We start from the raw sequence: 21,606 nt of genomic DNA, 5'->3' as shown, positions 1-21,606 counted from the left end.
GAATACGAGCGCATTGGTAACCGGTCCATAAAATTCAGGTCATTTCTGGGGAGTAGATTCGTTTCCAAAACCGTCGCTATCGTTCATGCGTATTTTATTTCTGGTTCAGGGAGAAGGTCGCGGCCATCTGACGCAGGCTCTTTCGTTTGCCCAACTGGTCGAAACCGCTGGCCATGAGGTGGTTGGCGCGCTGGTCGGCGTTACCCAAAACCGCCCGACGCCCCTGTTTTTCAGCGAACAGTTCCGGGCACCCATCACGCCCCTGCTGAGTCCCGGTCTGGTCTACCATACGCAAACCCACGCCTTGCAACCTTCCAGAACCGCCTGGCAGGCCCTTCGGAATTTTCGGACGTTCCGGCGCAGCATTCGCCAGATTCGGGACGCCATTGACGCCCTTAAGCCCGATCTCGTCGTTAATTTTTACGAGCTGCTGGGTGGACTGGCCTACGGTTTTTACCGGCCTTCGGTGCCCATGATCTGCGTGGCGCATCAATACCTGGCCTTTCATCCCCGGTTTCCGTTTCCGGCGGGCCAGTGGATCGATCGGTTGCTGTTTAAACTGACCTCGCGGCTCACGGCCTGGCGGGCCCACGAAATGCTGGCTTTGTCCTTTGATCAGCAACCCGACGTGCCGGGCAGCCGGGTCCGCGTGGTTCCGCCGTTGCTGCGTCGCGAAGTGATCGAACGCCAGCCTACCACCGGCGATTTTCTGCTGGCCTACACCACCAATCCGGGTCTGGTATCGCAGCTCGTGAAAGCCCACCAGCAGCACCCCGATCTGCCCATCCGTTGTTTTCACGCGGGGACGCAGGCGACTGACGAACGCATCGACGACGCGCTGACCTACCACGCCATCGACGGGCAGCGGTTTCTGGATGCCATGCAAGGGTGCCGGGCCGTGGTCACAACCGCCGGTTTTGAGTCCGTCTGCGAAGCCTTTTACCTCGGAAAACCGGTTTTGATGATTCCCCAACCCAATCATTTCGAGCAGGCCTGCAATGCGCTGGACGGCCAGCGGGCGGGGGTTGGCGTAGCCGCTCATTCGTTTGATCTGAGTCGTTTGCTGGATTTTATGCCCCATTACGACGCCAATGCCGGTGCGCAATTCCGGGCGTGGTACGGTCGGGGGTATTATTTATTTCTGGCCGCCATGAACCGCGCCGTCAATTCGACCACCCCAACGCCCCGGCGACCCCGGCAACGCATGAAAGCCCTGTCGGCGGCAGGTCGCTAATCCGAAAGGCAACTGGCCATTCATTGCAAAACCGCCTTTAACCGCGGCAGCGGACCGTTCGGCAACAGGTGTCCCGGGAGCCGGGCAGCGCCGTCAGATCCCAAAGCGCATCCGGTTTTGTCAATTATTTTAATAATTTGGTAACAAATCAATTGAGCTGGTTTCCTGCCGGATGGTTTTCTTTACGGTTTCATCGCATCTGTCTAATTCACCCTTCTGATTATGTCGATCCCCTATTCCATACGCGGGTTGTTCGTTGGCGCTTTGCTGAGCTGTTCAGCGCTAACACAGGCCCAAACCACTGCGCAGGGTTTTGTTTTTGAAGACCGCAACCAGAACGGCAGAAAAGACCGCGCCGAGCCCGGAATCGCCCAGGTGCCGGTTTCGAACGGCCGCGAGGTCGTGCTCACCGATCCGAAGGGTCGCTATCAGTTGCCGGTGGGCGCCGACAACATTCTGTTTGTGATCAAACCGACGGGTTACAAACTTCCGGTCAATCCGCAGAACCTGCCGCAGTTTTATTACCGGCACAAACCGCAGGGCTCGCCCAGCCTGAAATTCGCGGGGGTTTCGCCCACCGGCCCCCTGCCCAAATCCGTCGATTTTGCGCTGACCAGACAGGCCGAGCCGGATCAGTATCAGATTCTGGTTTTCGGCGATCCGCAGGCCTACACGACCGAACAGATCGGCCATTTCGACCGGGGCGTGGTTTCGGAGTTGCAGGGAAAAACCGGCACTTTCCGGTTCGGAATCAGTCTGGGCGATCTGGTGGGCGACAATCCGACCTTGTTCAGTGCCTACAACGCCGTGATCCGGAAACTCGACCTGCCCTGGTTTCAGGTGATGGGCAATCACGACATGAACTACGACGTGAAAGCGGATAGCCTGTCGGACGAGAGTTTCGAAGCCATGTACGGCCCCAATACCTACGCTTTCACGCAGGGGAAAGTCCATTTCATCGTGCTGGACGATATTATTTATCCCGATCCGCGCGATCAGGCGGGGTATCAGGGTGGTCTGCGGCCCGACCAGCTGGCATTTATCGAAAACGATCTGAAGCACGTTCCGAAAGACCATCTGGTGGTGCTGTGCCATCACATTCCACTTTCCGGTGAAAACGAGTCGTTCCGGAAAACCGATCAGCAGCGGTTGTTCAACACCCTGAAAGACTTTCCGCACACGCTCTCGCTTTCGGCCCACACCCACATTCAGCAGCACTTTTTTTACGGCAAAGAAGCCGGCTTCGACCGCGCTACGCCCCACCACGAATACAACGTGGGCACAACCTCGGGCGACTGGTATTCCGGGGAAAATAACGCCCAGGGCGTCCCGGTTTCTACCATGCGCGACGGAACGCCCAAAGGTTATTTGTTCCTGACGTTCAACGGCAACCAGTATTCGTTCGATTACCGGATTGCGGGCCAGACCGAAACCTACAAAATTGGCCTGTATGCCCCCAAAGCCATTCCCCGAGGGCAGGTTGGCCGGAACGATCTGTACGCCAATTTCTTTCAGGGCAGCAAACACGACTCACTGGAATACCGCATCGGCCAGACCAACTGGAAACCGATGACGCGCGTGGAAGAAGCCGACCCCGGTTTGCTCGGCGTGCGGTTTCGGTATGACTCGGCAGAGCAACCGTTGGCCGGTACGAAGCCCTCCGCTCCCATTCCATCGACCCATTTGTGGAAGGCCAAGCTGGGTGGAAACCTACCCGCGGGCGAACACACCATTGAGGTGCGGGCCAAAGACGTTTACGGACGCACGTTTACGGGCAACACCACGTTCCGGGTGGTAGAGCCATCCGGGGTTTCCGAAAAATAAAAGACGAGCTAAAATCGCCGGGATATGCCGCCACGCGAACCAGGTAATTCGTTCCCTGGCCGCCCAATTTAGCAAATCGTTCACGTTGGCTTCACAATGAGGTCATGCTGGACTCCGATCTTTACGGAAACTTTCGACTGTTGGCGTGATTGATTCTCTGCGTGTTTTGCTGCTCCGGCGGTTCAATCAGGCGTTCTGGCTGCTGATGCTCATGATGCTGTCAGGCTGGGGCGCCTGGCGGTTTTGCAGGCAGGCGGTTTTGGCTCCGTCCCTTGCTTCGCCGGCAGCACCCGCCAGGCCGGAAATCCACCAGTTTCATCTTCAGTCCATTGCTGCACTGGATTCGTCCGTAACCCTGCTTCGCCTGGCGGTTCGCGACGGTCAGTCCGAAACCACCCTGCTGGCTCTGAACGAGCAGATTCGTCAGCAAACGCAGGAAGTAAGCCTGCTCTCGTCGGGCGGTCGCGCAACGGTTTTGACCCCAAAGCTGCTCAATTCCTGTCTGGCTTTCCGGCAATTGATTTTGCAGAAAACCGCTGCGCCCCGGCTTTCGCAACACCTGGCGACCTGGCAGTCCGAGATCCGGCATCTTTATTTTCAGAGCGCCACGCTCCCCTGATCTGTCGGCCCTACTCATCGCGGTATAAAAGACAAATCCCGGCGAGTGGCCGGGATTTGTGGTATCTAACTCATTGAAACAGAGCCTGCCGGAAGCCATCAGACTGTTTGGATTACCCAATGAACATGAGAAGGCAAAAGATAGCGGCAAGGCCCCGCTCTGCCGCACCGACATCGGAAATGTGACATACCGTTGAGCGGGGTCTTACTTGCCGGAACAAATATACCACGATTCCCGGTGCCGGTGGGTTATGAAATTGTGAAGGTTTGCCGCACTCAGTCCAGGCTGACGGCCCGGTAAGCGGTGTCAACCGGGGCGCTGGTTTGCACCTTCACGGTTTTCACGTCCGTTTTGAAACCGTCGGATACCTCAACTCTGTAAACACCGTCTTCGAGGTTGTTCAGGTCAAACCGGATGATCGACGTTTCGTTTTTTTCGCCCAGTTTCAACACCGTCAGGGTCTGCCCCGCTTCGTTGACCAGCCGGACGTTGACTTTGCTGTCTTTCGCCTTGCTGACGTTCACACTCACTTTTAGGCTGTTGATCACCGGATAAACCGCCGATTGAAAGGTCGATTTGGCTTCGGCGGTTTCTTTACCGTCGGCCAGCGCTGCGGAGGTGGTGGCCAAAGTCAGGGCAATAAGGGCGGAAGCAATTAAAGTTTTCATTGGATCTGTTGTTTGCGTTAGGATTTGTCGGTGTCAGTTACTCTTCGACCGTTTACTGATTCAAAAGTAATGACAACATAAGGTACCTTGCTATGCATAGTACTTTGTCGGTTGAAATACCGGGATGAGTGGTTAATTGAAAGGATGAGAAGAAAAGGCGGTTTTAGGATCTACCGGAAAACAAAAAAGACGCCGGTGGACTGGCGTCTTTTTAACCCGAAACCCGGTATTTTTTATGGGTGAATTGCGGACAGCAGCCCCGATTCGGCGCGTACCGGCAAATCTTCCAGTTGAACAAAACTGAGTTTCCAGGTTTGGTCGGCGCTTTTTTTCCAGAGCAGCATAAAATTCCCGGAGCCGGTCCCACCTGGTTCGCCCGGATTTTCGGGCAGCACATCCACCGAAAACGTTCCGGCTTCGTAGGCGGTTTTGGCGTCCGTTCCGGAACTGACCGCGTAGATTTTCAGATCGTCGAGGGTGGGCAGCGTGGCTTTTACCCACTTGCTGCTTACTTCCGATTTGCCCTGCCAATGGCTGTTTCCCTGCACAAACTGCACGTCGTCGGCCAGGAAAGACGTAATCTTATCAGCCTCTTTCGCATTCCAGGCCGTGATGAACTGCTTGTTCAGCTCCTGGATGTTTACCGATTCGGTGGTTGTTGAACATGCCGTACCCAGCATCGTTAGCAACAACAGAGCGATGAATGATTTCATGATGAGTCTATTGTTAAAAGTGATGAAACAAAACCGTTCGGTGCTGTTACCAGCTTTTTTGCCGGTATTCCGTGGCTCCGTACGGCGAGTCGGCGTCCCCGTAATACGGGTTTGGCAGATAACCCTGATTGAGAATGTACAAAGCCGGGTTGGTCTCGGTTTCTTCCGGTTTCGCCGTCTGAACCGCACTGAAAGCCGGCGCTGGTGCCGGGGATTTAACCGCCGGTTTTGCCACCACCGCAGACCGCATCGTAATGGAAGGGGCCGCCCCGGTATTGGCCGCCAGCACCGGGCGTTCGGCCGCCCGTCGACCGGCTTCTTCCCAGGCGGCTTTTTTCCGCTTGTTGTCGAGGTGTTTCCCGATGGCGTAGCCGGCCGCACCGCCCACAACGCCCCCGACCACTCCGCCCACAACCCGGTTTCGTTTGTGGATGATGGCCCCGGCGGCTGCTCCGGTCCCCGCGCCGATGGCCGTTCCTTTGGCCTGTGGACTCCAGCTTTTCAGAATTTGCGCTTCCGCCGGCGAATGACCCGCCAACAACCCGGTCAGCAGAATCAGGAGGTATGTATGATGAATCGTTTTCATGGTTTCCATTTTTAGTGGTGAATGACCTATAGACAGATCCAGGCAGCCATAGTTTAAAAAATGGTAACAACCCGTGAAAAAACCGAAATCCCGAAGGCGGTTTTCGGGGGAATTCAGCGGCCTAAAAAGAAGTGGAAATCTTGTCGCAAACACCCCGCATCTTGTCGCATTCACACGCCCTTTCTTTCGGGCAGCGACCGTACCTTTGTTCAGTAAACTTTAAACCACAAATACACATGGCAACGAAAATTTTTGTCAATCTGCCCGTTAAAGACCTGAACAGATCCGTCGATTTTTTCACCAAACTCGGTTATTCCTTCAATCCGCAGTTTACGGATGAAAATGCGACCTGCCTGATTATCAGCGAAGACATTTATTTCATGCTGCTGGTCGAGCCCTTTTTCAAAACGTTTATCAAGAAGGAAATTGCGGATTCAAGCAAAACCACCGAAGCCATTTTCTGCCTGTCGGCCGACAGCCGGGAAGCGGTCGATGATCTGGTGAGGAAGGCCGTAGCCGCCGGTGGCACCACCCCGAACGAAAAGCAGGATCAGGGTTTTATGTACGGACACGGTTTTCAGGACCTGGATGGTCACCTCTGGGAAGTGATGTGGATGGACCCCAGCGCCGTTCAGGAGCAACCAACCTCAGAAGCCGGCAATCAGTAAGGGCTCAGAATCCTAAAAGCGAAGGCCGTAGCGGAATAAACCGCTACGGCCTTTTTCGATCTGCTGGCCTTCCAAACCGCTCTTTACGTCGCCTTCCCTTTTATGCCATAACTCACTGTCACCACCAGCAACAGCAAGATCAGGAATCCTAAAGCGGTGGAAAGGGAGAATTGCTGAGCGATAAAACCGAGTAAAGCCGGGCCCGCCAGCATCCCGGTATAACCGATCGTCGTGATGACCGAGATACTCACCGTCGGGGCAATACCGGGCAGGGTGCCGGCCGCGCTGAAAAAAACCGGGACAATATTGGCCGCCCCCAGGCCCACCAGCACAAAGCCCGCCAGGGCCCCGAATACCCAGGGACTCAAAATGGCGATCAGCAGGCCCACGGCGGCCACTAAACTGCCCGCCACCACCACGGTCTTGCTGTTCAGGCGGGCCACCAGTTTATCGCCGACTAACCGCATGACGGCCATCGCCACCGAAAAGGCGGCATACCCCGCCCCCGCCAGCTCCGGGTCGATTCCTTTGGTATCCCGCAGAAAAATGGCACTCCAGTCGAGAATGGCCCCTTCGACCAGAAAAACGACAAAACACATCAGTCCCAAAAACAAGGCACCAGCGTGCAGCCAGCCGAATCGCTGGCGGGTCTTCGCGGGCGTTTCATCCCCGGCCGAAAAGTTGGCCATCACCTGCCGCTCGGCCTCGGCCGGGAACAAATGCCGGTACTGGCTTACGGTAATGAGAATCATCAGGGCGGCAATACTGACAATGGCGTAGAGCGGATTGAGCCCCAGCTTCATCAAAAACCCCAGACCCAGCGACCCCAAAAGCCCGCCCACGCTAAACAGGCCGTGCAGGGCCGACATGATGGGACTTCCGTAGAGATTTTGCACCTGGACGCCGTGCGTGTTCATGGCGACGTCAATGGCTCCGATGCTGGCGCCAAACACAAACAGGGCGACAGCGGTGGCCGCCGTCGATGGCAGAATAATCAGCAGGGGTAACGCAACAGCCATGACCAGTACGGCGCTGGCGATGATGATCCGGCTTCCGAAGCGGCTCACCAGCCAGCCCGATGTCGGCATCATCAGCATGGCGCCCGCCCCCAGCAGCAACAGCAACAATCCCAGGTTGGCATCATTCAGCGCCAACCGGTCTTTGGCATACGGAACCATTGGCGCCCAACTGGCCATTCCCAGACCACAAACCAGAAAAATCAACTGAGTGGCGGTCCGGGCCTTCAACACCGGCCCAGATGGCAGAGCTACATTCATAACGGATTAGCGGAAGTGACGGCTAAATGTATAAAAAAGTCCGTATTCCGCAACGATTTCAAATCAAGGCGAAGCGCAGTTTATTGAGAAAACGGACTGCGACCCCGTCACTGTCCCGTCAAATGCGCATGCTGGGCGACCCGTACGGACCCAATGGAGCAATCATCCAAAAATGGAAACCGAGCCCTTGCCGGAAACATTGGTACGGGTTGACCCACCTGCCAGAACACCGGCCCAATTGCTGCGCGATTTCAGAAAATCACTCGGAAGAAGCGGTTTTACGAATAAGTCCGGGGTTTCTCTTCTCACAAGGCCACTTCCGAGAGCGGTTCGGTAACGCCGGTTTTTTTGGAGCGGTAGAGAATGGCCCGCTGGCCGAGGAGTAAAACCGCCAAGCCACTGAGGACACAAAGGCCCATCATCCCCACCATCGGAATGGCCGTGTGGTTGTGAAACACGCTGACCGACGCGGAAACCAATCCGCCAAAGCCCATCCGGAAACTGCCCATCAGCGCTGCGGCACTTCCGGCATGCCGTGAAAAGGGGGCCAGCGAAAGGGCCGACGCATTGGGGCCGGTCAGGCTTTGCCCCAGCAAAAACGCAAACAAAACTGCAATCAGACCGTAGGGGCCGAACCAGCCCGCCCACGTTCCCCAGACCATCAGCAGCCCCACCACCGACTGATAGGTCAGCGTGGCAAAAATGATTTGCTCGCTCCGGAACCGCTTTAACAAAATATGATTTAACTGGGACGGACCGATGATGGCAATCGACAGGAAGGCAAAAATCCAGCCGTACTGCTGCTCGCTGACGTGGTAAATGTTCATGAACACATCGGGCGAACCGGAAATGTAAGCAAACGGAGCCGAGGTGGCAATGCCCCCCACGAGCGTGTACGTCAGAAACTGGGGTTGTTTCAAAACCGTCAGAAAACTCCCCACCACCGCCCCCGGCCGGAGCGAGATCGAAGGCTCCGGTTTTTTGCCGTCGGGAAGGAGAAAATAAATCGCCACCAGAATCAGCGCCGTGATGGCCGCCAGAATCAGGAAAATGGAGTGCCAGCCCAGCGCCACGGTAGCATAGCCGCCGACCGTCGGGGCAATCATGGGCGAAACCGCCACCACCAGCGTCAGCAGCGAAAACGCCTGGGCAATCTCCGAAACCGGGAAAAGGTCGCGGACAAGCGCCTGAGCAGCAACCAGGCCCACACAACCGCCAATGGCCTGCAACAGCCGCATCAGAATCAGCGTTTCAATCGAATCCGTAAAAGCGCAGCCCACCGAAGCCAGCAAATACAGCACCAGTCCGCCGTAGAGCGGTCGTTTTCGCCCGTAGCGATCCAGCAACGGCCCGTACAGCAGTTGTCCGAAGGCAATTCCGATCAGATAAGCCGTCAGCGAAAGCTGAACCTTGTCGATCGACGTGTGCAGGCTTTCGGCAATAGCCGGAAAACCCGGCAGATACATGTCGATGGAAAAAGGACTGATCGTGGTGAGCGTTCCTAAAATCAGAATAATAACGAAATGCTGTCGGCGCGTCATAGGGTGCAGCGGTGGTGCCTACGGATTAGACACTCCTCAAGCAATGATTGTTCCCAATTTTGTATTTTTTCAGGAAAATCACCAGGAATTATCCATAAAATACAGCCCGTCGAAAAACCGGGTCCTCGGTGCGCTCCCCACTGAAACCGGAAAACCGGCCGGTTTTTCGCACCCGCCGACGGATCGGGCGGTTTTCTGTCAAAAGGCGGTTTTTACTTACCGGTTGGTGAGCGTGTGCAGACTTTGGTTGATGCGTTCGGCCACCTTGGCATAACCCGCCGAATTGAGGTGCAGCTCGTCGGCCCGCAACGAAGCCGGAATGACATCGTCGGTATGGTCGATGATGTCGGCCATGCTGTTTGGATTGTATTGGGAAAGCAGGTAGGCATGCACGTTGATGTAGTGATCGCCGTAGAGCTTATACAGCTCGCCGTTCAATTGCGTGATCGCCTTGTGTCCATCGCCAAAAACCTGCTCTTTGGGTCCCATGTGGCCGTTTATGATGCTCAGGATCAGGTAGCGCGAATGCCCCAGAGCCGCCACCATGGCCGCAATGTCGGCCTTGATGTTGTCGGGTTCGAGGTAGTTGTTGCGGCCTACCCAGATGATCGTGTTGTACGAATGTTTCTCCTTGTCCGCCAGCATCCGCTTGGCAATCTGGGTGCTGGTCTGGCCCGCAATGCCCCCATTGAACGTCTTGTAGCCCGTCAGTTTCTCGAGTTCGTTCAGATACGGCGTACCGCCAACGCCCTCGGTCAGGCTGTCGCCCCAACCCACAATGAAGTTGGAAGTGGATTTATCGGGCGAAACGCCCCCGTTTTGACAGCCCCAGAAGGTGGTGACAAACAAGGCGATGGCGAAACGGACGAGGGAGAAACGAAGAAAAGTCATTAGCAAAATGTTCGTTGAAGTAGATCCCGCCAGGCGGGCAAGATCCGGTTTTTGGACGCATAAGTAACGGCAGAATCATCCGGAAATTGTATTTCCCGAAGTCAATTCGTTTCGTTTTCTCATTCCACTTTCGGCAAAAACCGGGTATGAAACGCGCCTTCGATCCCCAACTCCCCACCCACTGAAAAACCGGAAAATAATTGCAACCGCCAAAGGCCGAATCGCAGCAGAACCCGGTTTTGCCGGTATCTTTGCCTCGTTTCCTGATCAACCCGTATGACTCCACGCTCGCCCGCCGTTCACCAACTAGCGAAGAAACTCTGGAATTACCACCAGCTCAATCAGCCCCTCCAGCCCGCCGATGCGATTTTGGTGCTTTGCAGCTACGATACGCGCGTGGCCGAACGGGCTGCGCAACTCTGGCTGGCGGGATGGGCCCCGCTGCTCATCTTTTCGGGCGGGCTGGGCGTTATTACCCGAACGATGTGGAGCGAACCCGAAGCCGATCAATTCGCCCGAATCGCCCGGGAAATGGGGGTTCCGGCCCACGCCATTCTGATTGAAAACCAATCCACGAACACCGGTGAGAATGTCCTTTTCACCCAGAAGCTCCTGGCCGAGCGCCACCTCGACCCGGGCCGGTTCCTGTTGGTTCAAAAACCGTACATGGAACGCCGGAGCTACGCTACCTTCCGGAAAGTCTGGCCCGAAAAACGGGTGAACGTCACCTCCCCGCAGGTTTCGTATGAAGACTATCTGGATCAGTATTCGAACCCGGATCTGTCCGTCGAAGCGGTGATTAACATCATGGTGGGCGATTTGCAACGGATCAGGGAATATCCCCGCAAAGGATTTCAGATTCCGCAGGACATTCCGCAAGACGTTTGGGAAGCGTATGAAACGCTGGTGGCAGCCGGTTTTGACCAGCACCTGATCAGGGAGTAATGCCCCGAAGCGGGCCCGGCCAGTAGCCAAACCGCTTGATTCTGAGCGGTTTTTGCACGGAACAAAGATCAATTTTTGTAAAACCGGGTTGGCGTTGCCGCCTACTAAATTAGAGAATTTTTATGGGCAGCGGATGCCCCCCTTTTCGTAATTTAGGCTTAAAAAAGCCTCTTGTCTGATAATGAGTTCACCAACGCCCCTCCGATTGACTTTCGGGACCGAAGGGGCCATCGGCTGATGCAGCCTTAAAAAACATCGGCAGCCACCGTTCAAACTGCCCGGACAATCGCCAGCAAGTCATGTATGGTGTAGATCAATCGCCCGGGTCTCGGTAAATTAATTCGCTGAAGAATGGACTTTTTCGGCCCAGAATCGTTACTTCATAAACTACCTTTTCCGTAAGGAACAGAATCATGCGAGACAAGCCTGCCATCTGGCTCGTCGATGATGACCAGGCCGTTGGTGACATCATTGAGCGGGCATTCAAAAAGGAAGCCCTCAGCTGTCAGGTGAAATCATTTACGGATGCCCAGGCGATTATTGCAACGATTCAAGCCGACCGCCAGCCTACCCTGCTCCTGGTCGATCAGTGCATGCCCGGCATGGATGGGTTGACGCTGGTTGAATGGCTTAAAAACAATCCTTCCACCCGATCCCTCAAAGTCGTTTTGTTCAGTCAGACCATGACCCTGGCGCTGGTGGAACGCGCGCAGGCGATTGGCGTCTACGAAATCACGCGAAAACCCCTCAACTTTCAGGACTGGTGCAAGTTTGTCAAGGACCTTTGCCTGGCCGGCCATTTCTCCTGAATCAACGCACCGAATGCGCTCCATTTCCGACCCTCCGTCTGGCTGACGAAGCAAAAACCGCATGAATTTACTTTTTAGAAACTAGTAAAGATTTTTTATAAATTTTCAAACAATTCTCTCCTGTTCAATGTATATTTGATACGTTTAACGCCCTCTGTCTTCTATCCTAATCCGTTCAATCTGAGCATCTTCGCCGAACATCCTTCCGCGATTACCGGACGATGCTCCCTCAACCGGAATGAGATGGTAAAATTTGATGAGCAGTTAAACGCTACTACCCTTCAGCAGTTTGCTGGTGATTGTCAGAAACTGAAAGAACGCATTGCCTCTCTGACGGACCGGAACAACCGGCTTTCCCAACGACTGGAGCGCGTCATTGAGCAGCAGGAAACTCTGCTAAAGAAAATAAAGCTTAAAATTTAGAGCTCCTTAGCGGGCGAAAACTAAAAAACCGGTAGCAGGTGCTGACCGGTTTTATTCCGTGACAAATCCGTGATACACTAGGCCGCAGCCCGTTGCGGACTGGCTATCCGGGGCGGTTGCAACTGCCGGACATGCTCTTCTTTCAGAACGATGACATCGCGTTGCGGTTTGCCACTGTTGATCGAATCCACCAGCGCGTCCAGAAGCCGGTTCGCCCATTCCGGAATGTATTTGCCTTCCACTTCCACGAAAACTTTCGGGAAATTGTACAGACCCCGACCCAGACCAAACTGAACAGCCGCCCGTTTCATCGAATCGGAAATGCCTCCTTTCAGGGGTTCAACGGCCGTGCGCCCGGCCCCGTCGGTTTTGCTGACGGTGGCACCCGTGGGCAGGGTTACCGTAATTGTACAGAGGAAACCACCCTCGATCTCCCGGATTTCGTTGCTCCAGCTAGCCCAGCCAAATTGCTCGTCAAAGCGCTCCATAACGCAGCGGTTGGTGATGTAGGGAACCACGATCAATTTTGCGGGTTTGCCGTTTTTGGCTTCGATCTGTTGCTGCACCCGCCATTCGATTTCTTCGGGCCGCAGCGGAGCGGTCAGTTTGCTAATGTCCATGCATGAGTTGTTTCTTAGTAAACAAATTCGGGCGCAAAAACGATCATTTTGGGGCGGTTTTTTCAAGAAAAAACCGCCCTCTCACCGCATCATTTCAGGGGGCGAAACGCCCGTAGAAAGGCGTTTTTTCAAGGGTTCATCAATCTTTCTTGAAATCGGCCAGCGTACCCCGCACCACCGTGTTCATTTTGCTGTTCTGAAACATCGAATTGTTTCCCTTGTCGATGATTTTACACCGAAACGTCACCAGAAACGGGGTGTCTTTTTTGTCGAACAACATCTTGGGCAATAGCTCCAGGGTGTTCCCGGGCCGCATCGTCAGCGGAAAAACCACGGGCGTGGTGGCCTGTTCTTTGATCAGAATGGCTTCCGGCTGGTCCCCCTCCGCAATCTCCTTGCCGTCGATCGAAACCGTATAGTGCGTATCGGTGAAATTAAATGGAACCCGGTTTTTATTGGTGATGGCCACCTTCGCGCTGATATCCGTCCGTTTCAGTCCCAGTTTTCCGAAATCCAGATCCTCCACCTTGATTTCGGGCAGATAAAAAGTGGGCAGCCGGCGGGTAATGGTTTGCTGAAAGGTGCGCTCGCCCAAAACCGGCACGTCCAGATCAAATGTGCTCCGAACCGTATACGTCGTACTGTCGATGTCTTTCCGGTCCAGGGTTTCCAGCACCGTCAGGAGCTTTTTCTGGCTTACTTCCATTGGCAAAACCACCCAGGTGCTGTCGCCGGACCTGACTTCGATCGGTTTTTCGTACGATTCCTCGATCACGGGCGTGTTCGCCATCAGAATGGTGTAGCGGAGCCGGTTTGCCTTGAAGCCGACCGGCAGGGGATTGTCGATCAGCATTTTAACATTCATTTTGATCCGGTCGTCGTCGATGCTGGTGATTTCGAGCGTACTCACTTCCAGCCGGGGTTTGAGCGTGTCATTGAACGCGCCCCCTTCGGATTCCGCCCGGTTTTTCAGCCGACTGTACCAGACATACGCGCCGATGACGCCGATCAGCAGTATTGAAAGCGCAATGATCCAGCCTTTTTTCATAATTAGGGGTTGATTAATGGAGTGGACGGCGGCCCCGGATCAGCTTTCAGCCCTTCACGTCAGGGAGTTCTGAACGGCGGTTGGCGTTCCATCCCATCCATAACCGGTCCGGGCGATTAGAGTTTGATTTGCTCCTGAATGGCCACCGGCCGGGCATTCGGGTCCGGGGATGGCGCAGGCGGTTTTTGGGGAACCGACGCTACGTTCGGGATCCAGCCTGATAGTCGGTTAACAGGTAATTGGTGATGGCGGCTCCCAGAAATCCAAGATGAAAACCAAGGGCCCGTTTGTCTTTCCGGATAAAGCTGGCCAGGGTGAGCAGGGAGAGCCCCGTCAGGATAACCGCATCCATTTTCTGATGGTCCGGCAGCGGAATCACTCGTTTCAGGGCTACCGGCGTATCCGTAAGTGCATTGACCGCCAAAAAACCGGCCCCTAGCGCCTGGTACGTTTTAACGATTTGCCCGTTGAGTCCCAGGGCGGACGGCGCGGCCAGTTGAACGCCCGCGAATCCATAATCCAAAATTCCGTGTAAGGTTGGCGTGATCGGTTTGGTATCCATCGTTTGCAGCGTGTTGAGTGTCCGATTGATAACTGTTCTGGACTTCGGCCCGAATGAAAACCGGGAAGTATTGAGGAAATGGTCCGGATATTGGAGTTTTGGGGAAAGAATCCTGAATCAATCTTTTGAGCCAGACCGTCGGTCCGCACAACCCTGATGCTGGCTCGCACCAAGATAAGTTGTTAACTTGCCAGCCATGAAACGCCAGCCGCTCCAGCGTGGCCGTTCTGAAAATTTTCCGGTCGTCGAAGTAATCCCCCGATGAAATGCCTATGAAGGTTACATTTTTCAGTTCCAAACCCTACGACATCACGTTCTTTGAGCAAACGAATGCCGACTTTGGCTTTCAGCTCCGGTTTCTAAAAGTTCCGCTGGATGAGACCACCGCCGGTTTGGTCACCGATTCGCCGGTGGTCTGCCTGTTTGTCAACGACCGGGCAAATGCCGCCGTCATCCGGCAACTGGCGCAGCAGGGGGTGCGCCTGATTGCCCTGCGTTGCGCCGGTTTTAACAATGTGGATCTGGAAGCCGCCCAACACCACGGTTTGCAGGTGATGCGCGTGCCCGCTTACTCCCCGCATTCGGTGGCTGAGCATACACTGGCCCTGATGCTGGCCCTGAATCGGAAAACGCACCGGGCCTATAACCGGGTCAAGGAAGGCAATTTTGCGCTGGATGGCCTGATGGGGTTTGATTTGTTTGGTCAGACCGTCGGGCTGCTCGGATTGGGGAAAATCGGCAAAGTAACCGCCCGCATTCTGAGCGGGTTTGGGTGCCGCGTGGTGGCCTTTGATCTGGTCGAAGACGAAGAAGCGCATCGAATCGGAATCGAATACGTTTCCCTGGCCGAGCTGCTGCACCAGTCCGACATTCTTTCCCTGCATTGCCCGCTGACGCCCCAAACCCATCACATCATCAACCCGGACACGCTTCGCCTGATGAAAAAGGGCGTCATGCTGATCAATACCGGTCGGGGTGCCCTGATCGATACGCAGGCGGTTATTGAAAGCCTGAAAAGCGGACAGGTTGGGTATCTGGGCCTGGATGTGTACGAGGAAGAAAGTCATTTGTTTTTTGAAGACCTGTCCAATACGATCATTCAGGACGATACGTTCATGCGCCTGCTGACGTTCCCCAACGTGCTGATCACGGGCCATCAGGCTTTTTTTACGCGCAACGCCCTTCAGGGAATTGCGCTGACCACCTGCCAGAACATTCAGGCTTTTGCGGAGGGCCGGGCGTCCGGAAACGAAGTGTGAAACGACGGGCGGCTTTGGCAGGCGGTTTTTAGGTCAGTTCATCAGGCGAACCATTTGCCGGGCCACCCATTGGGCATTTTCGGCGTAGGAACCGCTGACCATTCGGTGGTCATACAACTCCACGCCGTTTTCCTTTTCGGCCGCCGTAACCGGCAGGACGACGGTGGCACCCCGTTTTTTCAATTCGGCCTCCCAGTCGATGGGCAGCCACCTGGCCGAGATTGCCTGCGGAAAACCGGTGATTTTTTTCTGATTTACCAGAAAACCGCCATCCGTCAGCCGGATGTTGAGCAGGGAAACCGCCCCGTGACCGGCGCTCCCGACCACGCCACCACCCTCGTAAATGGCGGCCGCCAGCCGGGCAATCGCATCGTTATGGACCACATCGTAAAACTGCCCCCCACCGCCGGGGTAAAAAATACCGGCGTAGGCCGATGCGACTACCTGGTGGGGCGCCAGCGTATGCGTCGTTTTCCGAACAAACAGCTCGTTCGCCTGAATGCGCGCTAAGCTATCCGGAAGGCCCCCCCGGTGATAAATAGCGGCTTTGCCGCCCCGGGGCGTTACCACATCAACCTCCATTCCGAGTGTGGTAAAAACCGCCAGCGGATAGGCAATTTCCATCAGAAACGTTCCATTCGCCTGGTTTTGCAGGGTGTTCACGTTGGTGGAAACGATCAGCACTTTTTTTGCCTGGGCAACGCCCAGGCCCGGCGCGAAAACCGTCACAAGGACAGCCAGTATTAAATTGAAGAGGGGTTTCATCTGTCGGGTCCGTTTACGTTCAAAAGCCGCAGCAAAAGTAGCTGAACCCAAACCGGTGGCTGAACGCGCCGGCCGCGCCTGACAAAAACCGGGTCTATAGCGCTGAAAAGCGGCTTTGGGAGGATCAATCAAAGAACGGTAATCCGCCAACCCAGGCAGTACGCGCTGGAAAAACCGGCTACCCGGAGACGTTAGCCCGGCAACCGAACCACCATCTGAGTGCCTTCGCCCGGCTGCGTTTCCACTTCCAGCGTGCCGCCATGTCCTTTGGTTACAATGTCGTAACTGAGCGACAAGCCCAGACCCGTGCCTTGTCCGGTGGGTTTGGTGGTGAAAAACGGTTGAAAGATTTTGGATTTCACGGACTCGGGGATGCTGGTACCGTTGTCGTTTACCCGCAGCTCAACCTGCCCGTTCTGGCGATGCGTACGCACCGTGATGGTGGGTTGATAGCCTGCCTGCCCCATGCCCTGCTTCTCCTGAACGGCGTAGAAAGCGTTGTTATAGAGATTCAGCAGCACCCGGCCGATGTCCTGCGGAACCGTCTCGACGCTGCTCAGCCGGTCGTCAAAATCCGTCACCAGCGCCACGTTGAAATCCTTTTCTTTGGCTTTCAGACCGTGGTAGGCCATTCTCAGGTACTCGTCGGCCAGGGCGTTCAGGTCCGTGGATTGTCGTTCGCCCGTACTGGCCCGGGAGTGTTCGAGCATTCCCCGCACGATGCCGGCCGCCCGTTGGCCGTGCTGGTTGATTTTTTCCTGATTGCGGGTTAAATCCGTGACAATGTCCCCCAGATAGGATCTGTCGTCGGCGGGCAGGTCTACTTTGTCGAGTTCTTCGCGGAGTTCGCGGGCTAAATCCGCGCTCACCTCGGAGAAATTGTTGACGAAGTTGAGCGGATTCTGAATTTCGTGGGCAATCCCGGCAGTCAGCTCGCCCAGGTACGCCATTTTTTCCTTCTGAATCAACTGATCCTGCGTTCGTTTCAAATCCGTCAGCGCCTGATTGACCCGCCGGTTGGCCCGCTGGAGCGCCCGGTACTGCCAGCCCATGATGCCCAGCAACAGGATCAGCAGCGAAACCCCGCCAATCAGGCCCCGGACTTGCTGTTTCTGCCGGAGGTTGTCCTCGTCCAGATGTTGAATCTGCTGCTGCTTTTCGCGGGTTTGAAAGCGGGTTTCGGCCTCGATCAGTTGGCGGCTTTTCTCGGCATTAAAGACACTGTCGCGGTGAACAACCCACTGTTTGTGGTAGTCCAGCGCCTGTCGGTACTGCCCTCGTCGCTCGTAGATGGCCGTCAGCGTTTCGTAACTGTCTTTGAGCCGCATCTGCTGGTAAGGCATCTGCCGAACCGATTTCAGGGACTTCCGGATGTAGTATTCAGCTTCGTCGAGCCGGTTCAGTTGCAGCAGCGTGTTGGGCAGGTTGTGATAAATAAATTCTTTCAGGTAGGTATCCTGGTGCGCTTCGGCCCACTGCAACGCCCGTTGGTAGGCCGCCACGGATTCGGTGTACCGACCGGCGTTCTTGAGAAAAATGCCTTGATTCAGTAAGGATACGGAATAGTCAGCGCCGATGGACTGCGCAATTTTGATGCTTTGGGCGTTAACCGCCAGGGCCTTGTCGTACTGCTTGCGCAGGTCGTAGATCACCGCCAGATTCGAATAAACGTCCGACACATCATTTGGCAGGTTGTGCTTCTGGGCGATGGCCAGCGCCTGGTTGTAGTAGTTTTCGGCCAGGGGCAGGTTGCGCACGTCGGCGTAGGTCTGGCCAATGCGCTCCAGGGCGGTCACCTGGCGATGCCACTTACCGGTTTTCTGATAAATGGCGGCCGCCCGCTGAAACTGGACCACCGCCCGCGCGGGCTGGCCCTGATTTTTGGCCAGATAGCCCGCCGATGAGTAATACTGGGCCAGAAACAGCTGGTTTCCGGTCCGCTTTGCAATCACCAGCATCCGTTGATGAGCACTTGTCGCTTCCATAAAGTTGCCCTGCTCAACCCGGGCCCGGATGAAATTGTTCAGGCGTTCGAACTGAACCGAGTCGGGCAGCGGTTCGAGTTGCGCCTGCAGGGCCGTAAAGGTGTCAGGTAGGGTCGGTTGCCCGAAGCCCGCAGCGGTCAGCAGCAGGCTGAAGCATAACGTAACGGCCAGGCATTTCATCAGCAACGATTGCATCGGTCTGGTTTAGGAGAAATTGAGATCGATCAGGAATGTAAATCGCGGTTTGCCAGACCGTCAGCCACCGGATGGGCGGTTGCCGAATTGTGAGGCTTTTTTCTGGTAAACAAACGAAGAAAAGGCCGCGGTCAGCGGCAGCACAAACAGGAGAAACCGGGCCATACACACGACGTATAATTACTTAGCCAATAATACCGAATTATTCGCGGACTCCCTTCTTATCACGGTAAAATTCTATGCCTCCACAAACTGGTTCCACCAGAGCGGCTCCTTCCGTTTTGGTTTTCCGGCTGTGTTTTTCCGGGTATTCAGCTAACGCCACCACCATTTTTAAGTTCTCCGGTAGCTTTCCACTTGCGGACCCCTTTTCGTCGTTCGTATCGGTTTCGGGATGATTCGTCTCCGGAAGTGTTTTCGTAGCCTCTTTTCGATTCCTGCAAAAGTGCTTAAGCTCGTATACCTTCCTAAAACCGCCTTGCCCAATCGGCTTGATTCTTTCGTTATAAGTCCACCTCCAAAGGAGTTACGCCGAAATTTCCGGTTTTTCAGGGCCGGGCCATTTCTTACCAATGGCCCGAGAAAGGCGGTCGCAAAACAAACGCGCCGGAATTCCTAAAAAGTGGCGGACCGGCTTATCTTTGCGAGTTCAATTTTTTACCTGACGAACGCCCGGACTCTCGCGCCGTGAAAACCGGGTGGGGCACCGTTGGGCATTTCCCATTTGATCATTCCCATGAAACGATTCCTATTCCTGTTTGCCGTTGTTTCCCTGCTGCATTGGGGCCCGGCTGTGGCCCAAACCACGTTTTCCAATCCTTTGCCGATCAAGCTGGGTGATCCCTACATCCTGTTTACGCAGGGAAAATATTACCTGTACGGCACGGGCGGAGGAGCCAAAAAAGGATTTGTTACGTATTCATCCAACGATCTGGTGAACTGGAAACCGGAAGGGCAGGTCTATTTTCACGACAATAAAAACGGGTGGAGCGATCCGAAAGCCAGTTGGCAGGGTGCCTACTGGGCGCCGGAAGTGTACGAAGTGAAGGGGAAGTTTTACCTGTTTTACAGTGCACAGTGGAAAGAAAACCCGACGAACGAAGTGGAAAATTTCCGCATCGGGGTGGCCGTGGCCGACAAGCCGACCGGCCCCTTTGTCGACCTGGCCAACAAACCGGTTTTTGATCCGGGCTACCCGATCATCGACGCCAATGTTTTTTTTGATACCAACGGCAAGGCGTATCTGTATTACTCCCGGGCCTGCTACAAACATCCCGTGGCAAGTGAAGTGGCCGATTTTGCCCGTAAAAAAGGCTGGTATAAGGAGATTGAGGAAAGCTGGGTGTACGGCGTCGAACTAAAACCGGATTTTTCCGGCGTCATCGGCCAGCCGGTTTTGGTGCTGCGCCCCCCGGTTCGGCTCAACGACAAACAGGCCGAATGGGAAAGCCGCTCGGTGACAGCGCGCGAGGTTAATCGTCGCTGGACCGAGGGCTCCGTTACGTTCAAGAAAGAGAATATGTATTACATTATGTACTCGGCAAATCATTTTGGCGGTCGCTATTACGCCATTGGTTACGCAACGGCCTCGTCGCCACTGGGGCCGTTTAAAAAAGCCGCTAACAATCCGATTCTGCAACAGAATGTCGACAAAGGCGGCTCCGTGACGGGTACCGGACACAACAGCATTGCCTACTCGCCCGACGGCAGCGAAATGTTCTGCGTCTACCACGGCCGCACCGCCAAAACCGGCGACGAGCGGGTGGTTTTCGTGGACCGGATGCAGGTCAAAAACGGCAAAATCACCATTTCGGGACCGACCACGACGCCCCAGAAACGTCCCTCCGCCGGATCGAAATCCGGGAAGAAACCGTAAGCGTTTGCTGATTGCTTACGGTTTCGAACACGCTTAGGACAGAAAAGGACGGCATGCGCTTCGTTAAAACCGCTTTCGACTCAATACGACTCGTATTCGTATTGCAGGACCTCCGTCACACTCCCGTTGGTCGTGGTGGTGCGGGAAGTGGGCAGGTTGGACCCGTTGTACGTATAGCTGTAGCCAATCGTCTTTCCGTGCGAATCGACGGCGGTCAGGATGTTGTTCTGACTAAAATTGTTGGGGTTGTCAATGCCGCCGTACAGGGTATAATAGGGATTAAAATACGACGGTGAATTGGCAAACGGCTGAAACACCCCCGGCGCGGGAACGATGAATACGCCATAAAAGGGATTGATTTTGTCATCAAACGTATACGTCGTGGCCGTTGATCGGCTGTACACATTCCCGCCGGGTCCTCCGGTCCGAACGATTGACAATCCATCGGTGGTGGACGTTATATTGTTTTCGGTATACGTAAATGTGCCTCCTCCGCTCGACATGAGGCCGCCTACGCTGATGCTTCTGCCATAGCGGTAAATCTTGTTATCGGAATCATACTGGGGTGTTATCCGAAAGGTAGCGGGTTCCTTCGCCAACGACTCCACCTGGCCCGCTCCATTGTAGGTCAGGGTGTACGTTTCTTCATCCGTTCCCCGGCGAACGACGGAGTGCTTCACCTGCGTGAGCCGGTTTTGCCCATCATACTGATAAACCGTATTTTCGACGGGGGTGGCCGCGCTATCGGGTAGCTGATAAGCCACAATCAAGCTCAGCCGCCCCTGGCCGTCGTAGGAGAAAGCGCTGACGGTACTCAGGCTATTGCTGCCCGTTATCTGCTGGGCAATGGATTTTACCCGTAACCGGCTGGCACCGGGCGCAACGGCCGGAATGCGGTGATCGACACAGCCCAAAAATTCAAGGACAAGAAGCAGCCCAATTAGTCCGGAACATAAACGTGTGGTGGCCATGGTTTAGCAGTTTAATACCTTTTTATCGAATATGCTTTCTACTAACTAACAGATTGAAATAGTATGGATATAGTAAGGATAATCAGCACTTTTTACCAAGCAGACCAAAAACAGTAAAACCGTATGA

The 21,606-nt window shown here is 54.9% G+C and carries 21 protein-coding genes; 9 read left to right on the top strand and 12 right to left on the bottom strand.

Features of this window, described 5'->3' with window-relative positions; translation table 11 throughout:
• Positions 1–85 precede the first annotated feature (85 nt).
• The 3 genes from ACYVHX_RS22360 to ACYVHX_RS22350 all read left to right on the top strand — a co-directional run bounded on the left by ACYVHX_RS22360 (position 86) and on the right by ACYVHX_RS22350 (position 3,677).
• On the top strand, positions 86–1,234 hold the full coding sequence (locus tag ACYVHX_RS22360; protein WP_460673918.1) for a glycosyltransferase family protein: 1,149 nt from the start codon (positions 86–88) through the stop codon (positions 1,232–1,234).
• Positions 1,235–1,456: 222 nt separating this feature from the next.
• Entirely contained in the window at positions 1,457–3,058 is a 1,602-nt protein-coding gene (locus ACYVHX_RS22355) for a calcineurin-like phosphoesterase C-terminal domain-containing protein (protein WP_460673917.1), read from the top strand.
• Positions 3,059–3,203: 145 nt separating this feature from the next.
• Entirely contained in the window at positions 3,204–3,677 is a 474-nt protein-coding gene (locus ACYVHX_RS22350) for a hypothetical protein (protein WP_460673916.1), read from the top strand.
• 275 nt (positions 3,678–3,952) lie between these two features.
• On the opposite strand, the gene ACYVHX_RS22345 is transcribed toward ACYVHX_RS22350, so the two are convergent.
• From ACYVHX_RS22345 to ACYVHX_RS22335, 3 genes are all read right to left on the bottom strand, one after another.
• The gene (locus ACYVHX_RS22345; RefSeq protein ID WP_460673915.1) at positions 3,953–4,345 is read right to left on the bottom strand and encodes a T9SS type A sorting domain-containing protein; all 393 of its coding nucleotides are present in this window, start codon (positions 4,343–4,345) and stop codon (positions 3,953–3,955) included.
• A gap of 233 nt (positions 4,346–4,578) precedes the next feature.
• Positions 4,579–5,058 (bottom strand): YybH family protein, encoded by a 480-nt coding sequence (locus ACYVHX_RS22340; RefSeq protein ID WP_460673914.1) that lies wholly within the window; start codon positions 5,056–5,058, stop codon positions 4,579–4,581.
• Positions 5,059–5,104: 46 nt separating this feature from the next.
• Entirely contained in the window at positions 5,105–5,644 is a 540-nt protein-coding gene (locus ACYVHX_RS22335; RefSeq protein WP_460673913.1) for a glycine zipper domain-containing protein, read from the bottom strand.
• 236 nt (positions 5,645–5,880) lie between these two features.
• Here ACYVHX_RS22335 and ACYVHX_RS22330 point away from each other — a divergent pair, with 236 nt between their 5' ends.
• Complete coding sequence (locus tag ACYVHX_RS22330; RefSeq protein WP_460673912.1) at positions 5,881–6,312, top strand: VOC family protein; 432 nt, start codon at positions 5,881–5,883, stop codon at positions 6,310–6,312.
• 83 nt (positions 6,313–6,395) lie between these two features.
• On the opposite strand, the gene ACYVHX_RS22325 is transcribed toward ACYVHX_RS22330, so the two are convergent.
• From ACYVHX_RS22325 to ACYVHX_RS22315, 3 genes are all read right to left on the bottom strand, one after another.
• Entirely contained in the window at positions 6,396–7,589 is a 1,194-nt protein-coding gene (locus tag ACYVHX_RS22325) for an MFS transporter (protein WP_460673911.1), read from the bottom strand.
• A 305-nt stretch (positions 7,590–7,894) separates the two neighbouring features.
• Positions 7,895–9,130, bottom strand: a complete 1,236-nt coding sequence (locus ACYVHX_RS22320) for a multidrug effflux MFS transporter (protein ID WP_460673910.1) — start codon at positions 9,128–9,130, stop codon at positions 7,895–7,897.
• Between the two features lie 216 nt (positions 9,131–9,346).
• Positions 9,347–10,021 carry an SGNH/GDSL hydrolase family protein gene (locus ACYVHX_RS22315; protein WP_460673909.1) on the bottom strand — a complete coding sequence of 225 codons (675 nt, stop codon included), beginning with the start codon at positions 10,019–10,021 and terminating at the stop codon, positions 9,347–9,349.
• Between the two features lie 276 nt (positions 10,022–10,297).
• Here ACYVHX_RS22315 and ACYVHX_RS22310 point away from each other — a divergent pair, with 276 nt between their 5' ends.
• The 3 genes from ACYVHX_RS22310 to ACYVHX_RS22300 all read left to right on the top strand — a co-directional run bounded on the left by ACYVHX_RS22310 (position 10,298) and on the right by ACYVHX_RS22300 (position 12,198).
• Positions 10,298–10,966, top strand: coding sequence for a YdcF family protein (locus tag ACYVHX_RS22310; RefSeq protein ID WP_460673908.1), 669 nt, complete (start codon positions 10,298–10,300; stop codon positions 10,964–10,966).
• Between the two features lie 413 nt (positions 10,967–11,379).
• Entirely contained in the window at positions 11,380–11,775 is a 396-nt protein-coding gene (locus ACYVHX_RS22305) for a response regulator (RefSeq protein WP_460673907.1), read from the top strand.
• 243 nt (positions 11,776–12,018) lie between these two features.
• Positions 12,019–12,198, top strand: coding sequence for a hypothetical protein (locus ACYVHX_RS22300; protein WP_460673906.1), 180 nt, complete (start codon positions 12,019–12,021; stop codon positions 12,196–12,198).
• A 77-nt stretch (positions 12,199–12,275) separates the two neighbouring features.
• Here the strand turns inward: ACYVHX_RS22300 and ACYVHX_RS22295 are convergent, their stop codons facing one another.
• From ACYVHX_RS22295 to ACYVHX_RS22285, 3 genes are all read right to left on the bottom strand, one after another.
• The gene (locus tag ACYVHX_RS22295; RefSeq protein ID WP_460673905.1) at positions 12,276–12,818 is read right to left on the bottom strand and encodes a Rad52/Rad22 family DNA repair protein; all 543 of its coding nucleotides are present in this window, start codon (positions 12,816–12,818) and stop codon (positions 12,276–12,278) included.
• A 139-nt stretch (positions 12,819–12,957) separates the two neighbouring features.
• Positions 12,958–13,866 (bottom strand): LEA/WHy family protein, encoded by a 909-nt coding sequence (locus ACYVHX_RS22290; protein WP_460673904.1) that lies wholly within the window; start codon positions 13,864–13,866, stop codon positions 12,958–12,960.
• 199 nt (positions 13,867–14,065) lie between these two features.
• Positions 14,066–14,428: a hypothetical protein gene (locus ACYVHX_RS22285; protein ID WP_460673903.1), complete on the bottom strand. Its 363-nt coding sequence runs from the start codon at positions 14,426–14,428 to the stop codon at positions 14,066–14,068.
• 272 nt (positions 14,429–14,700) lie between these two features.
• Between ACYVHX_RS22285 and ACYVHX_RS22280 the strand changes: the two genes are divergently transcribed.
• Positions 14,701–15,687: a 2-hydroxyacid dehydrogenase gene (locus ACYVHX_RS22280; protein ID WP_460673902.1), complete on the top strand. Its 987-nt coding sequence runs from the start codon at positions 14,701–14,703 to the stop codon at positions 15,685–15,687.
• Between the two features lie 33 nt (positions 15,688–15,720).
• Here the strand turns inward: ACYVHX_RS22280 and ACYVHX_RS22275 are convergent, their stop codons facing one another.
• Positions 15,721–16,452: a DJ-1/PfpI family protein gene (locus ACYVHX_RS22275; protein ID WP_460673901.1), complete on the bottom strand. Its 732-nt coding sequence runs from the start codon at positions 16,450–16,452 to the stop codon at positions 15,721–15,723.
• A 191-nt stretch (positions 16,453–16,643) separates the two neighbouring features.
• Positions 16,644–18,632, bottom strand: coding sequence for a tetratricopeptide repeat protein (locus tag ACYVHX_RS22270; RefSeq protein ID WP_460673900.1), 1,989 nt, complete (start codon positions 18,630–18,632; stop codon positions 16,644–16,646).
• Between the two features lie 736 nt (positions 18,633–19,368).
• Between ACYVHX_RS22270 and ACYVHX_RS22265 the strand changes: the two genes are divergently transcribed.
• Positions 19,369–20,508, top strand: a complete 1,140-nt coding sequence (locus ACYVHX_RS22265) for a glycoside hydrolase family 43 protein (protein WP_460673899.1) — start codon at positions 19,369–19,371, stop codon at positions 20,506–20,508.
• 80 nt (positions 20,509–20,588) lie between these two features.
• Here the strand turns inward: ACYVHX_RS22265 and ACYVHX_RS22260 are convergent, their stop codons facing one another.
• Positions 20,589–21,479, bottom strand: coding sequence for a hypothetical protein (locus ACYVHX_RS22260; protein ID WP_460673898.1), 891 nt, complete (start codon positions 21,477–21,479; stop codon positions 20,589–20,591).
• Positions 21,480–21,606: the final 127 nt, after the last annotated feature.

The organism is Larkinella ripae (genome assembly GCF_054780775.1).
Note: the sequence above shows the minus strand (reverse complement) of the source record. Positions and strands in the feature narration are given on the sequence as shown.

Excerpts from the sequence above, each read along its gene's own strand:
- ACYVHX_RS22330 (WP_460673912.1), top strand. The coding sequence starts at position 5,881 with ATGGCAACGAAAATTTTTGTCAATCTGCCCGTTAAAGACCTGAACAGA.
- ACYVHX_RS22285 (WP_460673903.1), bottom strand. The coding sequence starts at position 14,428 with ATGGATACCAAACCGATCACGCCAACCTTACACGGAATTTTGGATTAT.
- ACYVHX_RS22315 (WP_460673909.1), bottom strand. The coding sequence starts at position 10,021 with ATGACTTTTCTTCGTTTCTCCCTCGTCCGTTTCGCCATCGCCTTGTTT.
- ACYVHX_RS22325 (WP_460673911.1), bottom strand. The coding sequence starts at position 7,589 with ATGAATGTAGCTCTGCCATCTGGGCCGGTGTTGAAGGCCCGGACCGCC.
- ACYVHX_RS22280 (WP_460673902.1), top strand. The coding sequence starts at position 14,701 with ATGAAGGTTACATTTTTCAGTTCCAAACCCTACGACATCACGTTCTTT.
- ACYVHX_RS22345 (WP_460673915.1), bottom strand. The coding sequence starts at position 4,345 with ATGAAAACTTTAATTGCTTCCGCCCTTATTGCCCTGACTTTGGCCACC.
- ACYVHX_RS22300 (WP_460673906.1), top strand. The coding sequence starts at position 12,019 with ATGGTAAAATTTGATGAGCAGTTAAACGCTACTACCCTTCAGCAGTTT.
- ACYVHX_RS22305 (WP_460673907.1), top strand. The coding sequence starts at position 11,380 with ATGCGAGACAAGCCTGCCATCTGGCTCGTCGATGATGACCAGGCCGTT.
- ACYVHX_RS22265 (WP_460673899.1), top strand. The coding sequence starts at position 19,369 with ATGAAACGATTCCTATTCCTGTTTGCCGTTGTTTCCCTGCTGCATTGG.
- ACYVHX_RS22335 (WP_460673913.1), bottom strand. The coding sequence starts at position 5,644 with ATGAAAACGATTCATCATACATACCTCCTGATTCTGCTGACCGGGTTG.
- ACYVHX_RS22275 (WP_460673901.1), bottom strand. The coding sequence starts at position 16,452 with ATGAAACCCCTCTTCAATTTAATACTGGCTGTCCTTGTGACGGTTTTC.
- ACYVHX_RS22295 (WP_460673905.1), bottom strand. The coding sequence starts at position 12,818 with ATGGACATTAGCAAACTGACCGCTCCGCTGCGGCCCGAAGAAATCGAA.
- ACYVHX_RS22340 (WP_460673914.1), bottom strand. The coding sequence starts at position 5,058 with ATGAAATCATTCATCGCTCTGTTGTTGCTAACGATGCTGGGTACGGCA.
- ACYVHX_RS22355 (WP_460673917.1), top strand. The coding sequence starts at position 1,457 with ATGTCGATCCCCTATTCCATACGCGGGTTGTTCGTTGGCGCTTTGCTG.
- ACYVHX_RS22320 (WP_460673910.1), bottom strand. The coding sequence starts at position 9,130 with ATGACGCGCCGACAGCATTTCGTTATTATTCTGATTTTAGGAACGCTC.
- ACYVHX_RS22360 (WP_460673918.1), top strand. The coding sequence starts at position 86 with ATGCGTATTTTATTTCTGGTTCAGGGAGAAGGTCGCGGCCATCTGACG.
- ACYVHX_RS22290 (WP_460673904.1), bottom strand. The coding sequence starts at position 13,866 with ATGAAAAAAGGCTGGATCATTGCGCTTTCAATACTGCTGATCGGCGTC.
- ACYVHX_RS22260 (WP_460673898.1), bottom strand. The coding sequence starts at position 21,479 with ATGGCCACCACACGTTTATGTTCCGGACTAATTGGGCTGCTTCTTGTC.
- ACYVHX_RS22310 (WP_460673908.1), top strand. The coding sequence starts at position 10,298 with ATGACTCCACGCTCGCCCGCCGTTCACCAACTAGCGAAGAAACTCTGG.
- ACYVHX_RS22270 (WP_460673900.1), bottom strand. The coding sequence starts at position 18,632 with ATGCAATCGTTGCTGATGAAATGCCTGGCCGTTACGTTATGCTTCAGC.